Annotated in this window: 24 protein-coding genes; 8 read left to right on the top strand and 16 right to left on the bottom strand. The window is 60.0% G+C overall.

What is annotated here, in order from left to right; all coding sequences use genetic code 11:
- Positions 1–19: 19 nt before the first annotated feature.
- Together infC and thrS are read right to left on the bottom strand one after the other, a co-directional pair.
- Positions 20–571 (bottom strand): translation initiation factor IF-3, encoded by a 552-nt coding sequence (infC, locus tag CFII68_RS10885; protein WP_169432615.1) that lies wholly within the window; start codon positions 569–571, stop codon positions 20–22.
- The gene (thrS, locus tag CFII68_RS10890) at positions 571–2,493 is read right to left on the bottom strand and encodes a threonine--tRNA ligase (protein ID WP_014337550.1); all 1,923 of its coding nucleotides are present in this window, start codon (positions 2,491–2,493) and stop codon (positions 571–573) included. Before thrS ends, infC begins: the two co-directional genes overlap by 1 nt.
- Positions 2,494–2,864: 371 nt before the next feature.
- On the opposite strand from thrS, the gene CFII68_RS10895 reads away from it, so the two are divergent.
- On the top strand, positions 2,865–3,167 hold the full coding sequence (locus CFII68_RS10895) for a hypothetical protein (RefSeq protein WP_018608945.1): 303 nt from the start codon (positions 2,865–2,867) through the stop codon (positions 3,165–3,167).
- A gap of 289 nt (positions 3,168–3,456) precedes the next feature.
- The gene (locus CFII68_RS10900) at positions 3,457–3,669 is read left to right on the top strand and encodes a cold-shock protein (protein ID WP_007905882.1); all 213 of its coding nucleotides are present in this window, start codon (positions 3,457–3,459) and stop codon (positions 3,667–3,669) included.
- A gap of 67 nt (positions 3,670–3,736) precedes the next feature.
- Here the strand turns inward: CFII68_RS10900 and CFII68_RS10905 are convergent, their stop codons facing one another.
- Together CFII68_RS10905 and CFII68_RS10910 are read right to left on the bottom strand one after the other, a co-directional pair.
- Entirely contained in the window at positions 3,737–4,051 is a 315-nt protein-coding gene (locus CFII68_RS10905) for an I78 family peptidase inhibitor (RefSeq protein ID WP_003203630.1), read from the bottom strand.
- Positions 4,052–4,212: 161 nt separating this feature from the next.
- Positions 4,213–4,518: a hypothetical protein gene (locus CFII68_RS10910; RefSeq protein ID WP_003203632.1), complete on the bottom strand. Its 306-nt coding sequence runs from the start codon at positions 4,516–4,518 to the stop codon at positions 4,213–4,215.
- Positions 4,519–4,646: 128 nt separating this feature from the next.
- Between CFII68_RS10910 and CFII68_RS10915 the strand changes: the two genes are divergently transcribed.
- On the top strand, positions 4,647–4,844 hold the full coding sequence (locus tag CFII68_RS10915) for a hypothetical protein (RefSeq protein ID WP_018608935.1): 198 nt from the start codon (positions 4,647–4,649) through the stop codon (positions 4,842–4,844).
- 47 nt (positions 4,845–4,891) lie between these two features.
- Here the strand turns inward: CFII68_RS10915 and CFII68_RS10920 are convergent, their stop codons facing one another.
- The 8 genes from CFII68_RS10920 to CFII68_RS10955 all read right to left on the bottom strand — a co-directional run bounded on the left by CFII68_RS10920 (position 4,892) and on the right by CFII68_RS10955 (position 12,448).
- Complete coding sequence (locus tag CFII68_RS10920) at positions 4,892–5,920, bottom strand: nucleoside hydrolase (protein WP_003203636.1); 1,029 nt, start codon at positions 5,918–5,920, stop codon at positions 4,892–4,894.
- A gap of 30 nt (positions 5,921–5,950) precedes the next feature.
- On the bottom strand, positions 5,951–6,355 hold the full coding sequence (gene rbsD, locus CFII68_RS10925; protein WP_018608934.1) for a D-ribose pyranase: 405 nt from the start codon (positions 6,353–6,355) through the stop codon (positions 5,951–5,953).
- Positions 6,352–7,266, bottom strand: a complete 915-nt coding sequence (rbsK, locus tag CFII68_RS10930; RefSeq protein ID WP_033062714.1) for a ribokinase — start codon at positions 7,264–7,266, stop codon at positions 6,352–6,354. Before rbsK ends, rbsD begins: the two co-directional genes overlap by 4 nt.
- A 23-nt stretch (positions 7,267–7,289) precedes the next feature.
- Entirely contained in the window at positions 7,290–8,309 is a 1,020-nt protein-coding gene (locus tag CFII68_RS10935) for a LacI family DNA-binding transcriptional regulator (RefSeq protein ID WP_018608930.1), read from the bottom strand.
- A 3-nt stretch (positions 8,310–8,312) separates the two neighbouring features.
- Positions 8,313–9,290, bottom strand: a complete 978-nt coding sequence (locus CFII68_RS10940; RefSeq protein ID WP_018608928.1) for an ABC transporter permease — start codon at positions 9,288–9,290, stop codon at positions 8,313–8,315.
- Positions 9,287–10,840, bottom strand: a complete 1,554-nt coding sequence (locus CFII68_RS10945; RefSeq protein WP_018608927.1) for a sugar ABC transporter ATP-binding protein — start codon at positions 10,838–10,840, stop codon at positions 9,287–9,289. Before CFII68_RS10945 ends, CFII68_RS10940 begins: the two co-directional genes overlap by 4 nt.
- Before the next feature lie 58 nt (positions 10,841–10,898).
- Entirely contained in the window at positions 10,899–11,855 is a 957-nt protein-coding gene (locus tag CFII68_RS10950; protein WP_018608925.1) for a sugar ABC transporter substrate-binding protein, read from the bottom strand.
- 146 nt (positions 11,856–12,001) lie between these two features.
- Positions 12,002–12,448 (bottom strand): hypothetical protein, encoded by a 447-nt coding sequence (locus CFII68_RS10955; RefSeq protein WP_018608922.1) that lies wholly within the window; start codon positions 12,446–12,448, stop codon positions 12,002–12,004.
- A gap of 218 nt (positions 12,449–12,666) precedes the next feature.
- On the opposite strand from CFII68_RS10955, the gene CFII68_RS10960 reads away from it, so the two are divergent.
- On the top strand, positions 12,667–12,945 hold the full coding sequence (locus tag CFII68_RS10960) for a DUF1654 domain-containing protein (RefSeq protein ID WP_050585407.1): 279 nt from the start codon (positions 12,667–12,669) through the stop codon (positions 12,943–12,945).
- 5 nt (positions 12,946–12,950) lie between these two features.
- Positions 12,951–13,640 (top strand): endonuclease, encoded by a 690-nt coding sequence (locus tag CFII68_RS10965; protein ID WP_033062713.1) that lies wholly within the window; start codon positions 12,951–12,953, stop codon positions 13,638–13,640.
- Between the two features lie 67 nt (positions 13,641–13,707).
- Here the strand turns inward: CFII68_RS10965 and CFII68_RS10970 are convergent, their stop codons facing one another.
- A complete protein-coding gene (locus CFII68_RS10970; RefSeq protein ID WP_018608918.1) occupies positions 13,708–14,073 on the bottom strand; it encodes an SPOR domain-containing protein in 366 nt (121 codons plus the stop codon).
- Between the two features lie 247 nt (positions 14,074–14,320).
- Here CFII68_RS10970 and csrA point away from each other — a divergent pair, with 247 nt between their 5' ends.
- A complete protein-coding gene (gene csrA, locus CFII68_RS10975) occupies positions 14,321–14,515 on the top strand; it encodes a carbon storage regulator CsrA (RefSeq protein ID WP_003179932.1) in 195 nt (64 codons plus the stop codon).
- Between the two features lie 190 nt (positions 14,516–14,705).
- Here the strand turns inward: csrA and CFII68_RS10980 are convergent, their stop codons facing one another.
- The 3 genes from CFII68_RS10980 to CFII68_RS10990 form a co-directional block, all read right to left on the bottom strand.
- Entirely contained in the window at positions 14,706–15,161 is a 456-nt protein-coding gene (locus CFII68_RS10980) for a DUF2214 family protein (RefSeq protein WP_018608906.1), read from the bottom strand.
- A 201-nt stretch (positions 15,162–15,362) separates the two neighbouring features.
- A complete protein-coding gene (gene cysS / locus CFII68_RS10985; protein ID WP_018608904.1) occupies positions 15,363–16,745 on the bottom strand; it encodes a cysteine--tRNA ligase in 1,383 nt (460 codons plus the stop codon).
- A 21-nt stretch (positions 16,746–16,766) separates the two neighbouring features.
- Entirely contained in the window at positions 16,767–18,464 is a 1,698-nt protein-coding gene (locus tag CFII68_RS10990) for a glutamine--tRNA ligase/YqeY domain fusion protein (protein ID WP_018608902.1), read from the bottom strand.
- A gap of 249 nt (positions 18,465–18,713) precedes the next feature.
- On the opposite strand from CFII68_RS10990, the gene CFII68_RS10995 reads away from it, so the two are divergent.
- Positions 18,714–19,217 carry a peptidylprolyl isomerase gene (locus CFII68_RS10995; protein ID WP_018608900.1) on the top strand — a complete coding sequence of 168 codons (504 nt, stop codon included), beginning with the start codon at positions 18,714–18,716 and terminating at the stop codon, positions 19,215–19,217.
- Positions 19,214–19,963 (top strand): UDP-2,3-diacylglucosamine diphosphatase, encoded by a 750-nt coding sequence (locus tag CFII68_RS11000; RefSeq protein WP_018608898.1) that lies wholly within the window; start codon positions 19,214–19,216, stop codon positions 19,961–19,963. The genes CFII68_RS10995 and CFII68_RS11000 overlap by 4 nt, the downstream gene beginning before the upstream one ends.
- Positions 19,964–20,064: the final 101 nt, after the last annotated feature.

The raw sequence follows: 20,064 nt of genomic DNA, 5'->3' as shown, positions 1-20,064 counted from the left end.
GCCTGCCGTGCCCTGGTGATTACTTCTTCTTTTTCGGGGCGATGACCATGATCAGCTGGCGTCCTTCCATCTTAGGATGCTGTTCGACCGAACCGTACTCGAGCAGGTCTTGTTCAACCCGCTTGAGGAGTTCCATCCCCAGCTCCTGGTGGGCCATCTCACGGCCGCGGAATCGCAAGGATACCTTGGCCCTGTCCCCATCACTCAGGAAACGTACCAGGTTGCGCAGTTTTACCTGGTAATCCCCTTCCTCCGTCCCTGGACGAAACTTGATTTCTTTTACCTGAATCTGCTTCTGGTTTTTCTTCGCCGCGGCAATCTGCTTCTTCTTCTCGAAGATCGACTTGCCGTAGTCCATCACCCGGCAAACCGGTGGGACTGCGTCTGCGGAAATTTCTACCAGATCAAGCTTGGCTTCTTCAGCAATACGAAGCGCTTCATCAATCGAGACGATGCCAATCTGCTCGCCGTCAGCGCCAATTAACCGAACCTCGCGTGCCGAGATATTCTCGTTGATCGGGGCTTTCGGTGCAGCTCGTTTATCTTGTCTCATTTCACGCTTAATAATAATTACTCCAAATCTGGGCGACCACGCCGGGAAACCGCTTGCGCGAGAAACTCAGCGAATTCGGCGACGGGCATCGAGCCCAGGTCAGCACCTTCACGAGTACGCACAGCGACAGTCTGCATCTCGACCTCCCGATCTCCGATAACCAAGAGAAAGGGAACCTTGAGCAAAGTATGCTCGCGGATTTTAAAGCCGATCTTTTCATTTCTCAAGTCGGACTTGGCACGAAATCCGCTTTGATTGAGAGTTTTTTCGACTTCAGCGGCAAAATCTGCCTGTTTATCAGTGATATTCATGATCACTGCCTGGGTCGGCGCCAGCCACGCAGGGAACGCACCCTCGTAGTGTTCGATCAGAATCCCGACGAAACGCTCGAACGAACCGAGGATCGCGCGGTGAAGCATGACCGGGTGCTTGCGACTGTTGTCTTCGGACACATATTCAGCGCCCAGACGGATCGGCAGGTTGAAATCGAGCTGCAAGGTACCACACTGCCACACACGACCGAGGCAATCTTTCAGCGAGAATTCGATCTTCGGACCGTAGAAGGCCCCCTCGCCCGGCTGCAGGTCGTACGCAAGGCCCGCGCTATCAAGGGCGGCGGCCAGGGCCGCTTCGGCGCGATCCCACAGCTCGTCGGAGCCAACGCGTTTTTCCGGACGAGTGGACAGCTTCATCTCGACTTCGGTGAAGCCGAAGTCACGATAGACGTCCATGGTCAGCTTGATGAAGGCGGCGGATTCGGCCTGCATCTGCTCTTCGGTGCAGAAGATGTGTGCATCGTCCTGAGTGAATGCACGCACGCGCATGATGCCGTGCAGCGCACCCGACGGCTCGTTGCGGTGGCAGGCACCGAACTCGGCCAGGCGCATCGGCAGTTCGCGGTAGCTCTTCAAGCCCTGGTTGAACACCTGCACGTGGCATGGGCAGTTCATCGGCTTGATGGCGTAGTCGCGGTTTTCCGACTGGGTGGTGAACATGTTGTCGGCGTAGTTGGCCCAGTGCCCGGATTTCTCCCACAGGCTGCGGTCCACCACTTGCGGCGTCTTGATTTCCAGATAGCCGTTCTCACGCTGGACCTGGCGCATGTACTGCTCGAGCACCTGGTACAGGGTCCAGCCGTTCGGGTGCCAGAACACCATGCCCGGGGACTCTTCCTGGGTATGGAACAGGCCCAGGCGCTTGCCGATCTTGCGGTGATCGCGTTTCTCGGCTTCTTCAATGCGCTGGATGTAGGCCGCCAGTTGCTTCTTGTCCGCCCAGGCAGTGCCATAGACGCGCTGCAACTGCTCGTTCTTCGCATCGCCACGCCAGTAGGCGCCGGACAGCTTGGTCAGCTTGAAGGATTTCAGGAAGCGCGTGTTCGGCACGTGCGGGCCACGGCACATGTCGACGTATTCTTCGTGGTAGTACAGGCCCATGGCCTGCTCGTCCGGCATGTCTTCCACCAGACGCAGCTTGTAGTCCTCGCCACGGGCCTTGAAGACTTCGATGACTTCGGCGCGCGGGGTGACTTTCTTGATGACGTCGTAATCTTTCTCGATCAGCTGCTGCATGCGCTGTTCGATGGCCGCCATGTCGTCCGGCGTGAAAGGACGCTCGAAGGCGATGTCGTAATAGAAGCCTTCGTCGATGACCGGACCGATGACCATCTTCGCGCTCGGGTACAGCTGCTTGACCGCATGGCCGACCAGGTGCGCGCAAGAGTGGCGAATGATCTCCAGCCCCTCTTCATCCTTTGGCGTGATGATTTGCAGCGTGGCGTCGCTGTCGATGACGTCACTGGCGTCGACCAGCTTGCCGTTGACCTTGCCGGCCAGGGTGGCCTTGGCCAGGCCCGCACCGATGGATGCGGCGACCTCGGCTACGGAAACCGGGTGATCGAATGAACGTTGACTGCCGTCGGGAAGAGTAATAGTTGGCATGGCGCCTCCTCTCCTAGTGGTGACCCCTACCAAAGGTCACGTGGGTTGGGATGAGCCAGTACAAGATCCAGTCCAGGCCATTCAATGACGAACGCCTGCCTTACAGCGGCAGGAGCCTTGCGGCCAACCGGGAAAACCGAACCAGAGTGACTGGGATTCAAATCAGGGTTATTTCGAACATTTGCCGCCGGGACGAGTTGTCATCCGCAGCCTGGAAATACCCGAGCCCGGCATGCTAGCACAGATGAACGGTCATCGCCGCGCTCGAATTGAAGCAGGCGTAAATCCAGGGTTTTTATGCCAGAGTGCTGAACTGAACCGAGCGCAACGCCTCAGATATCAAGACATCGACCCGAAAGGAGCATCTTCGCATGCGTCTCAATACATTGTTTGCAGTAGTCGCCCCCCTCGCCCTGCTGCTTCCACTGACCGCCCATGCCGACTGGCCCAAAGGCGAGCGCGAAAAATACATGGCCCAATGCACGGAGGCGGCAACGCCCCAGATCGGCCCGGCCGCTGCCAAGGCTCATTGCGCCTGTGGCGCCGATGCGATCAAGTCCTATCCCGCCTCGGACATCCAGGCCTTGATGGACAACAAGGCCACCCCGGAGCTGCAACAAAAGGCACTGGGCCAGATCGCAAAATGCAAGGCCGACAACAAGACGAAAAAGTGAGAAAGCAGGCTTCCTGAGCGGGCCCGGCAGGGTTGAAAAACACTGATTTCAGGCTTTTTTGAACGATTTATTCAGGTTTTACAGCTTTTTTTATCGTCTTTACTTTCGGCTGAAAGCCTTTAAAACCGGGCCTTTCAGCGGGTAAAGGCAGTAAAGTAAACACGACTGATTGGCAAACAGCGCGTCTGGGGGGGTCCCAAATCGAACATTTCGACTATGATACCCGGGTGTGCCCAGTTGGCCTGAGCAGCACAGTACACTGAAAATATATGTTTCTTGGAGATACACCATGTCTAATCGCCAAACCGGCACCGTTAAATGGTTCAACGATGAAAAAGGCTTCGGCTTCATCACTCCTCAAGGTGGCGGTGACGACCTGTTCGTACACTTCAAAGCTATCGAAAGCGACGGTTTCAAAAGCCTGAAAGAAGGCCAGACCGTTTCCTTCGTGGCTGAGAAAGGCCAAAAGGGTATGCAAGCTGCACAGGTTCGCGCTGAGTAATTTCTCCGCGTACTAAAAAACCCCGTCCATGTGACGGGGTTTTTTATGGGCGATTGAAAACCGGCAATCAGCCGCAGTTCACCCGGTTGACCACCAGGTTGGCATCGGTATTGAGGTTCAGGCGATCGGAGCGGTACTCAAGCGTCACCATGTCGTTGGGCTTGAGGATCCGGGCAATCTGAGCGCCGGCTCGGGTACGGGCCTGCTCCAGCAATTGTGGCGAGGCCTGCTTGCCAATGGCGAACTCGGCGCCCTTTGCTTCGCAGCGGCTGTGACCGGTCTCGGTCGCCACGGGTTCGGGGGTCGATTCCGAGGTGCTGCTGCAACCGCTCAAGACCACGGCGGCCAACAGAGTACTCAATGACGCGAGCTTCCAAGGCATGAAGCCTCCTTTTTTCTATAGATAAACAGAGAGCGTGCGACAACCCAAACGGCGCTTGGTTTCAACACCACAGCCGTCGGCCTGGCTCATCCGGAAACCGGCAGTTTGCCTGAGCCGCCACTGCTGTTCAGACATGAATCGTGACTGGATATGAACACCGCTCAATAAACGTCGATGTAATCGAACGGGGGATTGGGCCAGTTATCCTTCAGCGCATTGTAGATCTGCATGACCCAGACCTCGTCGCTGGCAGCGACCCGTCCGACGTATCCCGAGCCCTTGGCCCAGGTCTCGAGCCGAAACAGCAAACCATCGATGTCAGCGCCACCGACCACACCCGAGGACAAATAGGCGATACCGCCCTTGGTCACGCGCAGCTGGGTATGCTCGTCATCACTGGCCGAGGCCAGCAATTGACGAACCGCCTCTAGGGTCAGGCCATCCGGAGCGTTCAAATCGATCTGCACGGCGGGGCTCCTTTAAAAACAAAAAAAAGAGTGTCGCACAGCCCTCCTCCAATGCCTAAGTCGCAGTGCCAAACCGGGGGCAAAAATGCTTAACTCCACTTACAGCCCTCCAACTCGCGAGCCCTACCATGAGCACCGTCAGCATCGAAGCCACCATCAATGCCAAATGGTCGGAGGGCCATAGCTCCTATAGCCCGAGCAGCCCCGAGGAATTGGCAATCATCGGCATAGAATTGCTGGTGAGGGAACTGGGGACGGAGGTCGCCCGCAACTTCATCCAGCAGGCATTCGAACGCTACCCGAGCGTCGTCGACACCGTGGACTGATGCTCACGCACCCGCAGGCCCAACCTGCGGGCGCACAGCCAGGCAGGTTACTTGAGGCGCGCCAGGCGCTCGGTCAGCAGGTCGAAGAAGCCCTGGGCATCACCGTTTTCCACCCAGAACGCGTTCTTCGGCGCTTTCAGGCCATCGTACCAGTCGACGATGGTCTGCCCGAACGTCGGGCCCTCGCGACTGTCCACCACGACATTGACCGAACGGCCAGTGAACAACTGCGGCTTGAGCAGGTAGGCAATCACCGTCGCGTCATGCACCGGCCCGCCCGTCATACCGTAGTGCTCCATGTCGCCCTTGACGTATTCGTTGAGGATATCGCCCACCAGCTTGCTGGCATTGTTGTTCAGCGCCGCGATCTGCTTCAGGCGCGCTTCGCTGGTGAGGATCTTGTGGGTCACGTCCAGCGGCAGGTACGTCAGCTTCACGCCGCTCTTGGCCACCACCTCGGCCGCCTGCGGGTCGGCGAACAGATTGAACTCCGCCACCGGCGTGATATTGCCGCCGTTGAAATGCGCACCGCCCATGATCACCACTTCCTTGATGCCCTGGACGATGTCGGGCTCCTGCACCAGCGCCAGGGCCAGGTTGGTCTGCGGGCCCAGCATGGCAATGGTGATGCTGTGGGGCTTGGCCGCCTTGAGGGTGTCGATCAGGTAGTTGACGGCATTGCCTTCGGCCAACCCCTTCTTCGGCTCGTGCACGGTGACACCCGACAGGCCTTCCTTGCCATGGATGTTTTCCGCGTAGATGGGCGTGCGCATCAACGGTTTCGGCGCCCCGGCATACACGGGCACGTCTTCGCGCCCCGCCCATTCTCGCGCCAGGCGAGCGTTGCGCGAGGTCTTGTCCAGGCGCACATTGCCGGCGACAGTGGTCAGCGCACGGATATGCAGCTCCTCGGGTGACGCCAGGGCGAACAACAGCGCCACCACGTCATCGGCCCCTGGATCGGTGTCGATGATCAGGTCGATCTTTTCCGCCGCCTGGGCGCTCGTTGCGGTGATCAATGACAAAAGCAGCAGACTCCGGATCAGTTGATGCATTTTCTGAGCATAGCGGTGCATGGCGCACTCCTTGTGCAAGGTTGAACAGGGTTAGAACGTCACTCCAGCGACCAGCACGATATTGCAGTACGGAGAGCACTCGCCTGTGCGAATGATCGCCCGCGCCTGTTGGCTGATGACCTTGAATTGTTCATGGCTGACCAGCACCCGCTCGCCCAGCGCACCCTCGGCATGCAGCGCCTCCAGGGCCGCCAGGGCCAATGGTTGTTTTTCGAGGATCTCCTCGGCCAGGACATGGCTTTCCACCTGCATTTCGCTGAGCACCACCTTCAAGGTACTGACGAAGTCAGGAATGCCATGGGTCAGGGCCAGGTCGATCAATTCGACCTGAGGCGGCACGGGCAGGCCGGCATCACCGATGACCACCTTGTCGCCATGGCCCAGGGAAGCGATCAGTCGTGACAGTGCCACATTCAACAACGGTGTCTTTTTCATGATTTGAAAGCCTGTACTTCCAGCAACGTGGGGATTGAAGGCTGCGCGCCCGCGCGGGTGACCGACAGCGCGGCGGCGGCCTGGCCGAAACGAATCGCGTCGACCTCGCTTTTGCCGCTCGCCAGGGCTGCCGCGAAACCGCCGACAAAGGTGTCTCCGGCCGCCGTAGTGTCCACTGCCCTGACCCGCGGAGCCGGGAAGTGTTCGAAGCTGGCACCGTTGGCGAACATCAGCCCCTGGGCACCCAGGGTCACGATCACCTTGCCAGCGCCGGCGGCGATCAGATGCGCCGCGGCGACTTCGGCGGTTTCCAGGGAATCCACCGCCAGCCCGCTCAAGACCGCTGCTTCGCTTTCATTGGGAATCAGGTAGTCGATGCAGGCGTACCAGTCGGCCGGCAACGTCCGGGAGGCTGGCGCCGGGTTGAGGATGACAATTTTGCCCAACTCACGAGCGCGCTTGAGGGCGTGGCCGACGGTGGCATCCGGCACTTCGAGCTGGCAGATGATGACATCGGCGCCTTGCAGCACTTCATCGACACGGTCCAGGACCTCGGCGGTGAGCGCGCCGTTGGCACCGGCAACGATAACGATCGCATTCTGGCTGTTGTCGTCGACGACGATCAGCGCCACGCCGCTGGCCCCCTCCACCACGCTGACCGCCTGGCAGTCGATGCCCTCGGCCAACAGCCCGCCACGCAATTGTTCGCCGTAGGCATCATTGCCCACGCAACCGACCATCGATACCTGCGCCCCCAGGCGCGCGGCGGCCACCGCCTGGTTGGCACCCTTGCCGCCCGGAATGGTGGAGAACGACTCGCCAATCAGTGTTTCACCACCACGCGGCAGACGCGGCGCCCGGGTCACCAGGTCCATGTTCAGGCTGCCTATTACCACTACTTTTGCTGGCATACATCACTACTCATCAATTCGGTTCAGCGGTATTGGGCGAATGTACCGGACAGCGGCGCAGTCGACTCCCGCAGGACAATACTCGGCGTCACAATCCGCTGGTCGGTGGCAAGGCTCGGTGTCGCGATACGCAGCAGCAGCACTTCGGCCGCCATCTCGCCGAGCTGCAGGATCGACTGCCCGACCGTGGTCAACGCCGGGTAGACATAACGGCTCATCTGGATGTCATCGAAACCGATGACCGACAGTTCGCTGGGCACGCGCACGTTGCGTTCAGCGGCGGCGCGCAACACACCGATACCGATCATGTCGTTGGCCGCAAAAATCGCGCTTGGCGGCTGCTGTTCAAGCAGTTGCGCGGCGGCGCGGTAGCCACCGGTACTGGTGAAATCGCTCTCGAGCATGCGCCCGACGGGCAGCTCGATCCCAGCCTCTTTCAGCGCACGACAGTATCCGGCCAGACGCATTTGCGCCACGCTGGTATCAGCCGGACCACCGATGAAGGCGATATCGCGATGGCCCAGCTCCAGCAGGTGCCGGGTCGCCAGGTAGGCGCCGTATTCATGATCGATACGCACCAAGTCTGCGTCGACGCCATCGAGCCCGCGGTCGACGATCACCATGGGCGTGCGCACGTTGGCCAGCCCCTCGGCCAGGCCGACATCGCCGCCGGCGGACGCGAAAATCAGGCCGTCGATGCGTTTTTCCAGCAGCACCCGCAGGTAGCTGCGTTGCTTGTCCGGGTTGTCGTCGGAGTTGCACAGGATCACGCAGTAGCCGTTGCGCTCACAGTAATCCTCGATGCCCCGGGCCAACTCGGCAAAGTAAGGGTTGAGGCTGTTGGGCACCAGCAGGCCGATGGTCGCCGTGGTCTTGGCCTTGAGCGAGCGGGCCACGGCGCTGGGCACGTAGTCCAGGCGTTCGATGGCCGCTTCGACCTTGAGCCGCACTTCCTCGCTGACCGGCCGCGTCTTGTTCACCACGTGGGACACGGTGGTGTAGGAAATTCCGGCGAGCGCTGCTACATCCTTGATCGTCGCCATGGTTCAGCCCCGCCGACTGGCGCGCTGGCTGCGATAGGTATCGAGCACGACCGCCACCACGATCACCGCGCCAGTAATGATGCGCTTGGTCGGCTCAGTGGCGCCGATTTGCGCCAGGCCCGCCGCCAGCACGGAGATGATCAGCACACCAAAGAAGGTGCTGATGACCGAACCGCGGCCACCCATCAGGCTGGTGCCACCGATGACCACGGCAGCGATGACTTGCAGCTCAAGCCCCGAACCGGCGTTCGGATCCGCCGCCTCCAGGCGCGAAATCTGGAACAGCGCGGCCACACCGGCCAGCAAGCCCATCAGGCTGAACACCAGGATCTTGTAAGGCTTTGGATTGATACCGGCCAGGCGCACGGCCTCTTCATTGGTGCCGATGCCGATCAGGTAGCGGCCGAACACCGTACGGGTCAGCACCGCCTGGGCAATGAAGATCACCAGCAAGGCGATGATGAACGAAGGCGAGATACCAAAAGCGATGGGGTTGGACAGCCAGGCGAACGAGTCGCCGATGTAGGCAGTCCGCGAGCCGGTCATCTGGTACGCCAGGCCCCGGGCCATCTCCAGTACGCCGAGGGAGACGATGAACGATGGAATCCGCCACGCCACGGTAATCGAACCGGTGACCGTACCCGCCAGCGCCGCCACGGCCATGCCGAGCAAGGCCGATGGCCAGACGCTCCAGCCCCAGCCAAGCACGGCCACGCTGACCGTCGATGCGGCCAGCGCCAGCACCGATCCCACCGACAGGTCGATGCCACCGATGATCAGGATGAACGTCATGCCGACCGCCAGCACCATGAGGTCCGGAATCTGGTTGGCCAAGGTGCTGAAGGTGTCATAGGACAAAAAATGGCTGCTCAGGGCCGAGAACAGCGCGATCATGGCCAGCAGCGCGCCAGCCAGGCCCAGGTAGGTCCCGAGGCCATAGAAATTGCCACTCGATTTGCCGACGGCAGATGCGGTTTTCATGAAAAATCCCTAGGCGCTGCTTCGTTGAGCAACGCATCACGTTTCTGGTAGCCGGCGAATGCGGCGGCAAGCAAGTCATCCTGGGTCCAGCTGTCGCGCTCGAAGGTGTCGATCAAGCGTCCGGCGGACAGTACGCCGATCCGGTCACAGATCAACATCAGTTCCCGCAGGTCACTGGACACCACGACCAGCGCCTTGCCCTGGCGAGTCAGCTCGCCGAGCAGCGCATAGATGTCGAATTTGGCGCCGACGTCGATACCACGGGTCGGCTCATCGAACAACATGACCGCGCAATCGCGTTCGAGCCAACGCCCGATCACCACTTTCTGCTGGTTGCCGCCCGACAACTCGGACACCAACTGGGTCGGGCTGGAACTGCGGATACGCATGGCGTCGACCTGCCGCTGCGCCAAGGCCAGTTCGGCGCTGCCATTGACCAGGCCGGCGCGGGAAATCTCCGGCATGTTGCCCAGAGCAATGTTGGCGGCGATGGATTGGGTCAGCAGCAGGCCTTCGCCCTTGCGGTCTTCGGTGATCAACGCAATGCCATGGGCCACCGCATCGGACGGGGAGCGAATGCTCACGACCTGGGCCGGCGAACCCAGCGCCACCGTGCCACTGTCAGCGGTATCGGCACCGAAGATCAGCCGCAACAGTTCAGTGCGCCCTGCCCCGATCAGGCCGGAGATGCCGAAGATCTCGCCACTGCGCACTTCAAAGGACACATCACGGACCTTGTCCGAGCGTGTCAGGCCTTTAACGGTCAGCGCCGGCGCGCCGATCTGGCGTGGGCCCAGGTCGATATGCTCGCCCAGCTCCCGGCCAACCATCAGGGTCACCAGTTGCTCGCTGTCGTAGTTGGCCATCGGCTCGACGCAGACCAGGTTGCCATCGCGCAGCACGGCAATGCGCTGAGCGACCCGCGCCAGTTCTTCGAGGCGATGAGAAATGTAGATGATCGACACGCCGCGTGCCTGCAGGCGAGTGATCTGCTCAAAGAGCATCTCGACTTCGCGGGCCGTCAGCATCGCTGTCGGCTCATCGAGAATCAGCACATGGCAATCGCCAATCAGGTTGCGGGCGATCTCGACCATCTGCTGGTGACCGATCCCCAGTTCGCCGACCAACGTGTCAGGATCGATTGCATCGAGCCCCACCTGGGCCATGGCCTCGATGGCCGCCTTGCGCAATTGCTTGCGACTGATCCAGCCGCCGTGGCTGGGCAGGTTGTCGAGAAACAGGTTTTCGGCCACGGAAAGGGTCGGCAGCAGGTTGAGTTCCTGCATCACCATGCGCACGCCCAGCTCTTCAGCCTGGGTCCGGCTGCCAGGGCGATAATCCTGACCTTGAAATTGCATCTGCCCGGTTGTCGGCGTCACCAGCCCGCCGATGATCTTGGACAAGGTGCTTTTGCCGGCGCCATTTTCGCCGGTCAGCGCCAGCACTTCACCGCGCATCAACGTCAGGTTGATGTCGGTCAGTACCGGTTGGGCATAGGTCTTGCCGATACCGCTGACGCACAGGACAGCGTTCGGGTCGCGAACGGACATAACAAACTCTCCAATGCGCTCGCCCGGAGGGGCGAGCACCGTTGTGTCGCCAGGATAACTACTTGGTCACCAGCTCGACCGGAGTTTCGATAACGCCGTGGGTGCCGCTGTCGACTTTTTCGCCCTTGAGCATCTTCAAGGCCGTCTCGATGCCGAAGACCGCTTGCTTGGCGGCGAACTGGTCGGCCGTCGCCAGGACACGACCGTCCTTGAGCATCGGCTTGATGGCATTGATGTTGTCGTAGCCGACCACCTGCACCTTGCCCGCCTTGCCCGCCGCGCGCACGGCCGACACAGCGCCGACCGCCATGCTGTCGTTACCGGCCAGCAGTGCCTTGATGTTCGGGTATTCGCTGAGCATCGACGCGGCAACCTGGTTGCCCTTGTTGATTTCCCAGTCGCCCGATTGCAGGGAAACGACCTTGACCTGCGCCGCTTCCATCGCATCCTTGAAGCCCGCAGTGCGTGCCTGGGCATTGGTGGTGGTGGACACGCCTTCGATGATGCCGACTTCGTCACCGGCCTTGAGTTGCTTGGCCAGGTACTCGCCCACCAGGCGCGCACCCTTGCGGTTGTCCGGGCCTACGAACGGCACGTTGATGTTCTTGCTTTTGACCACGGCCGGATCGAGCTGGTTATCGATGTTGATCACGGTGATGCCAGCGTCGACGGCTTTCTTGATCACCGGCACCATGGCCTTGGAGTCCGCTGGCGCGATGATCAGCGCATCGACCTTGGACACGATCATCTGCTCGACGATGCGGATCTGGTTGGCGGTGTCGGTTTCATCCTTGATCCCGTTGGAGATCAGATCGAAATCGGCGGAGTGTTCCTTCTGATACGCCTTGGCGCCGTCTTCCATGGTCAGGAAGAACTCGTTGGCCAGGGATTTCATGACCAGGGCGACCTTGGGTTTTTCTGTGGTCTGGGCGAATGCCGAGGAGATAGGCAGCGCAGCGGATGCAGCCGCGAGCATGGCAACAGCGAGAAGGCGTCCAGCGAATGGCAACTTCATGGGTTCACTCCGATCTTATGATTATTGTGAGCAAATCAATGCACGGAACGCCGCGCAAACGTTTGCGTGAAGTGAACTATGGTAAGGCTTCGGGGATTTGTCAACGTTGCGGTTTGATCCGCAACGTCGCGGCTCAACGTCCAAGCTCAGGCCGTCGTATTGACCACCGTACCCGAACTGGCGCCCTTTGCCAGCTCCGTGACCAAACGGCCGGTGACCTCCAGCAACGCACCACTGGTGTCGGCGACCTGTCCCTGAATCGCCATGACCGCCGAGGTCTTGGCTTCCGGGGTTGGATAGGTCTGCGCCTGTGCGGCGGCCAGTTGTTGCTGCTGCTCCCTGAGCTGTTGCTGAAGCTCTTGCATCCGCTTGAGCAAAATCTGGACGGCAATGCTCTGGGTGCTGCCGCTCTCTTGCGCCTGATCGGTCGCTTCAGCGCCCGTACCCGTACGGACCTGGCCGGGCGTTGGCGTCTCGCCAAGGGCCTCATCGGCGGCCTCGGTACTCGCCTCGTTCAAGGCCTTCAGGGTGGCTGCGGACTGACCGCCAATGGTCACGGCCGCCGCATTGGGAAAGCCGATAGAAAACGACATGACAAAACTCCATGGATGGGATTCCTACGCAGGACATCGCCCGCTGAGACAATTTCTTTAGCGCTCGCGCAAATCCGCCACAGGCCAGAGCGGTTGAGCCACCCGTTTATTCCAGACAATAAAAAATTCCTTTCCCCTACACCAAAACGAAAAAAGCGCTGTCAGACGATTTTCTTGAATTTTAAGTAGTTGCGTAAACGCCTACGGTTAAATACTGTATGCACGTACAGCTTAATAAGGATAATCCTGTGGCCCCGCCCTCCGCTGCAACTACCCCCTTAGATTCCTATACGCGACTCGGCCTGCGGGTCTCGAAAATCATCAACGCCCCCACCGCGCAAAAAGCCAAGGCAGCCCTGATCTTCCGTCTCCCCGACGAGCCGATGGATGAGTGGGAGCGTCTGCTGGAAGAAATCGACGAGAACGACAACGTGACCCTCGCCTATCGCGACGATGGTGGTGTGCAGGTTTTCTGGGTTGTGCCGAAGGAAGATTGAGTCTGATGAGTGTTCGCTGTTTAGCTTTATTGCTTGTGTTTATCGCCATGGGCGCACAGGCCGGTGCGCCACGCACCTTCAACGAAGCCAAGAAAGTCGCCTGGAAACTCTACGCACCGCAATCCACCGAGTTCTACTGTGGCTGCAAATACACCGGCAATCGCGTGAACCTGGCCGCCTGCGGCTATGTACCGCGCAAGAATGCCAGCCGCGCCGCCCGCATTGAATGGGAACATATTGTCCCGGCGTGGCAGATCGGCCATCAGCGTCAATGCTGGCAACAAGGTGGTCGCAAGAACTGCACCCGCTATGACCCGGTCTATCAACGGGCCGAGGCCGACCTGCACAACCTGGTGCCAAGCATCGGGGAAGTGAACGGTGATCGGAGCAATTTCAGTTTCGGCTGGTTGCCGGTGCAGAAGGGTCAGTACGGCTCATGCCTGACCCAAGTGGATTTCAAGGCCAAGAAGGTCATGCCCCGCCCTTCTATCCGAGGGATGATCGCCCGGACCTATTTCTACATGAGCAAGCAATATGGCCTGCGCCTCTCGAAACAGGACCGGCGCCTGTATGAAGCCTGGGACAAGACCTACCCGGTCGAGAGCTGGGAGCGTCAGCGCAACCAGAGCGTGGCATGCGTCATGGGCCGTGGGAACGAGTTCGTGGGGCCGGTGAATTTGAAGGCCTGCGGCTGACCTCGCATTCGTGAACAGCTCGCTCCCACAGGTTTTGTGGTTTGGCTGACTTGTTTGTGCTGCCCGATTACTGGGCCGTCGGGTAATCCACCACCAACGTCTCGATGTTGCGTTTTTTCGCCCGGACCAGGGCAGCCGTCACCTGTTCCTGCTTGGCTTCGGCCTCGGCCTTGGAACTGAAAGGGCCGACCAGGACGCGCACCTGGCCGTTTTCCCGCACCACGTTCGACATGAAGCTGTGTTCGATGAGCCAACCGGTCAGGTCGCTGACTGCTTGCGGCGTCTCGCCGCGAACCTCGACGGCCCACTGCGGGGCGGCAGCGGCGGCCGGTGCGGAGGTCGCTACGGGTTTGGGCTTCGGTGCTTCGACGTCACGCCCTTCACCGCATCCTGCCAGCACCAATACCGCGATAACCCAAGCCAATTTGCGCACAACGTTTCCCCCGGAAGACATGAGGCACGGATTTTAGCACCCGTGACCGTCAAGATCGCCGCAAACAATGCTCAAAACACGAGAATCCTGCCCGGCGTCTCTGTATAGTCGCACCCTGGGAATTAATGCAGCATCTGCACGTCAGAAAGAGGCACCCACATTGTGACACTTAGCACTAATCTATAAGCAGTACCGACATCTGCACTGTCTGAATCAGGTGCCCTATAAAGCAATCAAGGAGAACACCATGCTGATACTCACCCGCAAAGTCGGTGAAAGCATAAACATTGGTGACGACATCACGATCACCATTCTGGGCGTAAGCGGCCAACAGGTCCGGATCGGCATCAACGCCCCGAAAAACGTTGCGGTGCATCGCGAAGAGATTTACCAGCGTATTCAGGCGGGCCTCACTGCCCCCGACAAGCCGCAAACTCCCTGAGCCTTGCTGCAGTCCGTAGCCAGCCCGTTTGCATCGTCGCAATGGCTGGCTAAAGATTCTGGTCGACCGTACCTCACCCTGCCCCCGCCTTTTTTCGTCCAGCCCGTTGAACCGATACTAATGACATGGCGCTTAGCATGGCTGTCAGACGTTTCGTTTTAATGATGACGAAGCAGGCGTTCGCGGTCGGTCAACCCAGGCTCACGCCGCGCGCCATGCCCGTGGCGGCGATCACCATCAAGATCAGCAACAAAGCTTCAATGTGGCTGATCCGTGCAAACCGGCCGGCTTTCGAAGGATCGATCGCAGCCCCTTTGCCCAGGGCCATCCGCCATTTGATCAGGGCGATCATTGGCGCGATCTCAAGCAACAGGATCAGCAGGAACAAAGTCATCTTCAGGTGAAACAGCGGTTGGTGCAGGTAATAATCCGTGCCTTTTTCGTACCCGCCAAACGCCCGCATCCCCCCCGTCACCAACAACACCAGCGCCGACAGGCCCCACAGGTTGTCAGCAACCAAGACACTCCGAACCGCATCCACACCGCTCGCCAGTCGTCGCAGTGCCGTGCCGCGCGTCAGCACCGCCCAGAACCCGAGGGCGAAGGCCAGCAGATGAATTGCCGCGAGAGACCAATGAGCCAACATGGAAGAACCCTGCCAGAGAGAACGTCGAATCGACCTGACAGTACTAGCTCATAAAACAATGATTGCCAGGGTTGGCATGCAAAAAACTGTGGGAGCGGGCTTGCTCGCGAATGCGGTGTGTCAGTCAACAAATCACTAACTGATACACCGCATTCGCGAGCAAGCCCGCTCCCACAAGGGTATTGCGAACGCTAAAAGATCTTAGTCCGCCAGACGCCAGGTCGTGCCGCCCTTCCCATCCTCCAGCACCACGCCCATGGCGGTGAGCTGGTCGCGGATACGGTCGGATTCGGCCCAATCCTTGTTGGCGCGCGCAGTCAGGCGCGCCTGGATCAACGTCTCGACTTCGGCGGCGTCCACGCGGCCTTCGGCACCGGCCTGCAGGAAGTCATCAGCTTCGAGCTGCAACACACCCAGTACGCTGGCCAGTTCTTTCAGGCGGGCCGCCAGACCGGCCGCCGCATTGAGATCGCTCTCACGCAGGCGGTTGATCTCACGCACCATCTCGAACAGCACCGCGCACGCTTCCGGCGTGCCGAAGTCGTCGTTCATCACTTCGGTGAAACGTGCCACGAACGCTTCGCCACCAGCGGCCGGCACGTTCGGCAGGCCCTTCAACGCGTGATAGAAACGCTCCAGGGCACCCTTGGCGTCCTTGAGGTTGTCTTCCGAGTAGTTGATAGCGCTGCGGTAGTGGCTCGACACCAGCAGGTAACGCACGACTTCCGGGTGGTACTTGTCGAGCACGTCGCGGATGGTGAAGAAGTTGTTCAAGGACTTGGACATCTTCTCGCCATTGATCCGGATCATGCCGCAATGCATCCACGCGTTGGCGTAGGTCTTGCCGGTGGCCGCTTCGCTCTGGGCGATTTCGTTTTCGTGGTGCGGGAACTCCAGGTCGCTGCCGCCGCCATGAATGTCGAAGGTCTCGCCCAGGCAGCAGGTGGACATCACCGAGCATTCGATGTGCCAGCCCGGACGCCCGGCGCCCCACGGCGACGCCCAGCTCGGCTCACCCGGCTTGGCGCCCTTCCACAGCACGAAGTCCAGCGGGTCTTCTTTCGACTCGTCGACTTCGATACGCGCGCCGATGCGCAGGTCTTCGATCTTCTTGCGCGACAGCTTGCCGTAGCCCATGAACTTGGCGACGCGGTAGTACACGTCGCCATTGCCCGGTGCGTAGGCGTAGCCCTTGTCGATCAAGGTCTGGATCATGCTCAGCATGCCAGGGATGTGGTCCGTGGCACGAGGCTCCAGATCCGGCTTGCGGATATTGAGGCGCGCCTCATCCTCGTGCATGGCCTTGATCATCCGCTCGGTCAGCGCATCGTAAGGCTCGCCGTTTTCGCGGGCACGGTTGATGATCTTGTCTTCGATGTCGGTGATGTTGCGCACGTAGGTCAGGTCATAACCGCTGAACCGCAGCCAGCGGGTCACCAGGTCGAAGGCGACCATGCTGCGGCCATGACCAATGTGGCAGTAGTCGTACACGGTCATGCCGCAGACGTACATGCGGACCTTGTTGCCATCCAGCGGCTTGAAGACTTCTTTGCTCTTGGTGAGCGTGTTGTAGATCGTAAGCACAGGGTTTCCCTTAAGACTTGATCACTGACCCCAGGAATCGCGCAAGGTCACGGTACGGTTGAATACCGGAGCACCGGGTTTCGAGTCCTTGATATCCGCGCAGAAGTAACCTTCGCGCTCGAACTGAAAACGGTCTTCCGGCTGTGCGTTGCCCAGCGAAGGCTCGGCACGACAACCAGTGAGTACTTGCAGGGAGTCAGGGTTGATGTTGTCCAGGAAGCTGGCGCTGTCTTCGGCCTTTTCCGGGTTCGGCGAACGGAACAGGCGATCGTACAGGCGCACTTCGCACTCGACGCTGGCGGCGGCCGGCACCCAGTGGATCACGCCCTTGACCTTGCGACCTTCCGGATTCTTGCCCAGGGTGTCGGGATCGTACGAGCAACGCAGTTCGACGATGTTGCCGTCGGCGTCCTTGATGGCCTCGTCGGCGCGGATCACGTAGCTGCCACGCAGGCGCACTTCGCCGGTAGGCTCCAGGCGCTTGTAGCCTTTTGGCGGCTCTTCCATGAAGTCATCACGGTCGATGTAGATTTCCCGGGCAAACGGCAGGACGCGCACGCCCATGTCTTCTTTCGGGTGGCGCGGCAGCTCGAGGTTCTCGACCTGGCCTTCCGGGTAGTTGGTGATCACCACTTTCAGCGGACGCAGCACGCACATGGCGCGCGGGGCGCTGTGGTCGAGGTCGTCACGGATGCTGAATTCCAGCATGCCGAAGTCCACCACGCCGTCGGAACGGTTGGTGCCGACCATTTCGCAGAAATTGCGGATCGACTTGGGCGTGTAGCCACGACGACGGAAGCCCGACAGCGTCGACATGCGCGGGTCATCCCAGCCGTTGACGTGCTTCTCGTCCACCAGTTGCTTGAGCTTGCGCTTGCTGGTGATGGTGTAGTTCAGGTTCAGGCGGCTGAATTCGTACTGGCGCGGGTTGGCCGGCACCGGTAGGTGCTCGAGGAACCATTCGTACAATGGACGATGGCTTTCGAATTCCAGGGTGCAGATCGAGTGGGTAATGCCTTCGATGGCGTCCGACTGACCGTGGGTGAAGTCATAGTTGGGGTAGATGCACCATTTGTCGCCGGTCTGGTGGTGATGGGCGTGACGGATGCGGTACATGATCGGGTCGCGCAGGTTCATGTTCGGCGAAGCCATGTCGATCTTGGCGCGCAGCACCCGAGCGCCGTCCGGGAACTCACCGGCGCGCATGCGGGCGAACAGGTCCAGGTTCTCTTCCACGCTGCGGTCACGGAACGGGCTGTTCTTGCCCGGCTCGGTCAGGCTGCCACGGTATTCCTTGGCCTGCTCGGGGGTCAGGTCGCACACGTAGGCGTTGCCGGCCTTGATCAGTTCCACGGCCCAGTCGTGCAACTGGTCGAAATATTGCGAGGCGTAGCGCACCTCACCGGACCATTGGAAACCCAGCCACTTGACGTCGCTTTCGATCGCGTCGATGTATTCCTGGTCTTCCTTGGCCGGGTTGGTGTCGTCGAAACGCAGGTGCGTGACGCCACCGAACTCCTGGGCCAGGCCGAAATTCACGCAGATCGACTTGGCATGGCCGATGTGCAGGTAGCCGTTGGGCTCTGGTGGGAAGCGAGTGACGATCTGTGTGTGCTTACCCGAGTCCAGGTCCGCCTGGATGATCGGGCGCAGGAAGTTGACCGGCACGGCCGGGCCGGTCTTGGAATTCGAGGTAGGGTCGACAGTGGGCTTGCTCATAGGATCCTTGAACAGACAAGTGCGCGGCCGGGTACGGCCTGATAAATCAAAGCCCGTATCATAGCCGATGCTGTCAAGCACCTGACAGGCCAGGCCGGCAAACGATTGAATTTAATCGACGACCAGATGAAAAACAGCCTCGAAATTCGTGCCCGGCACGCTAAACTGCCCTGCCTGGCCGATTACAGCCAGACCGGTTGCGGGCAGTGAAGCCCCGAAACCCACGAATTCCTTGAAAGAGTACCGATCATGAGCAAAGTCAAACTGACCACCAACCACGGTGACATCGTTCTGCAACTGAACGCCGAGAAGGCGCCGCTGACCGTGGCCAACTTCATCGAATACGTCAACGCCGGCCACTACGAAAACACCGTGTTCCACCGCGTCATCGGCAACTTCATGATCCAGGGCGGCGGTTTCGAGCCAGGCATGAAGGAAAAGAAAGACAAGCGCCCAAGCATCCAGAACGAAGCCGACAACGGCCTGCCGAACAAAAAGTACAGCGTTGCCATGGCCCGTACCATGGAGCCGCATTCGGCCTCCGCGCAGTTCTTCATCAACGTGGCGGACAACAGCTTCCTGAACCACAGCGGCAAAACCACCCAGGGCTGGGGCTATGCGGTGTTCGGTGAAGTGATCGAAGGCACCGACGTAGTCGACAAGATCAAAGGCGTTTCCACCACGTCCAAGGCCGGCCACCAGGACGTCCCGGCAGAAGACGTGATCATCGAGAAAGCCGAGATCGTTGAGTGATATTGCTGATTTCAGACTTGCATCTGGAAGAGGAGCGCCCGGACATCAGCCGGGCGTTTCTGGATTTACTCGCCACACGCGCCCGCTCGGCGCAAGCGTTGTACATTCTGGGCGACTTTTTCGAAGCCTGGATCGGCGACGATGCCATGACGCCGTTCCAGCGTTCCATCTGCCAGGCCCTGCGCGACTTGAGCGACAGCGGCACGGCCATCTTCCTGATGCACGGCAATCGCGACTTCATGCTGGGGCAGGCCTTTTGCAAAGCGGCCGGCTGCACCCTGCTCAAGGACCCGAGTGTCGTGCAGTTCAATGGCGAGCCGGTGCTGCTGATGCACGGCGACAGTCTCTGCACCCGCGACGAAGGCTACATGAAGCTGCGGCGCTGGCTGCGCAACCCGGTCACGCTGTTCGTCCTGCGGCACCTGCCGCTGGGCAGCCGGCAGAAACTGGCGCGCAAACTGCGCAGCGAAAGCCGCACGCAGACACGCATGAAAGCCAATGACATCGTCGACGTCACGCCCGAAGAGATCCCGCGGATCATGCAGCAATACGGCGTGAAGACCTTGATCCACGGCCACACCCATCGTCCCGCCATCCACAAGCTGCAACTGGGCGAACACGCCGCCCGGCGCATCGTGCTGGGGGATTGGGACAAGCAAGGCTGGGCGTTGCAGGTGGACGAACAGGGCTTTGCGTTGGCGCCGTTTGGGTTCGGTAATGCGCAGTTGGCGTTGCCAAGCACCTAAAGCCCGCAGATCTCCTTTGTGGGCGCGAGCCTGTGGGAGCAAAGCTTGCTCGCGATGAACGATGACACGGTCTTGCAGTTGAACCATGTCGCCTGCATCGC

This window comes from Pseudomonas sp. CFII68 (genome assembly GCF_000416195.1).
GTDB lineage: Bacteria > Pseudomonadota > Gammaproteobacteria > Pseudomonadales > Pseudomonadaceae > Aquipseudomonas > Aquipseudomonas kilonensis.
Note: the sequence above shows the minus strand (reverse complement) of the source record. Positions and strands in the feature narration are given on the sequence as shown.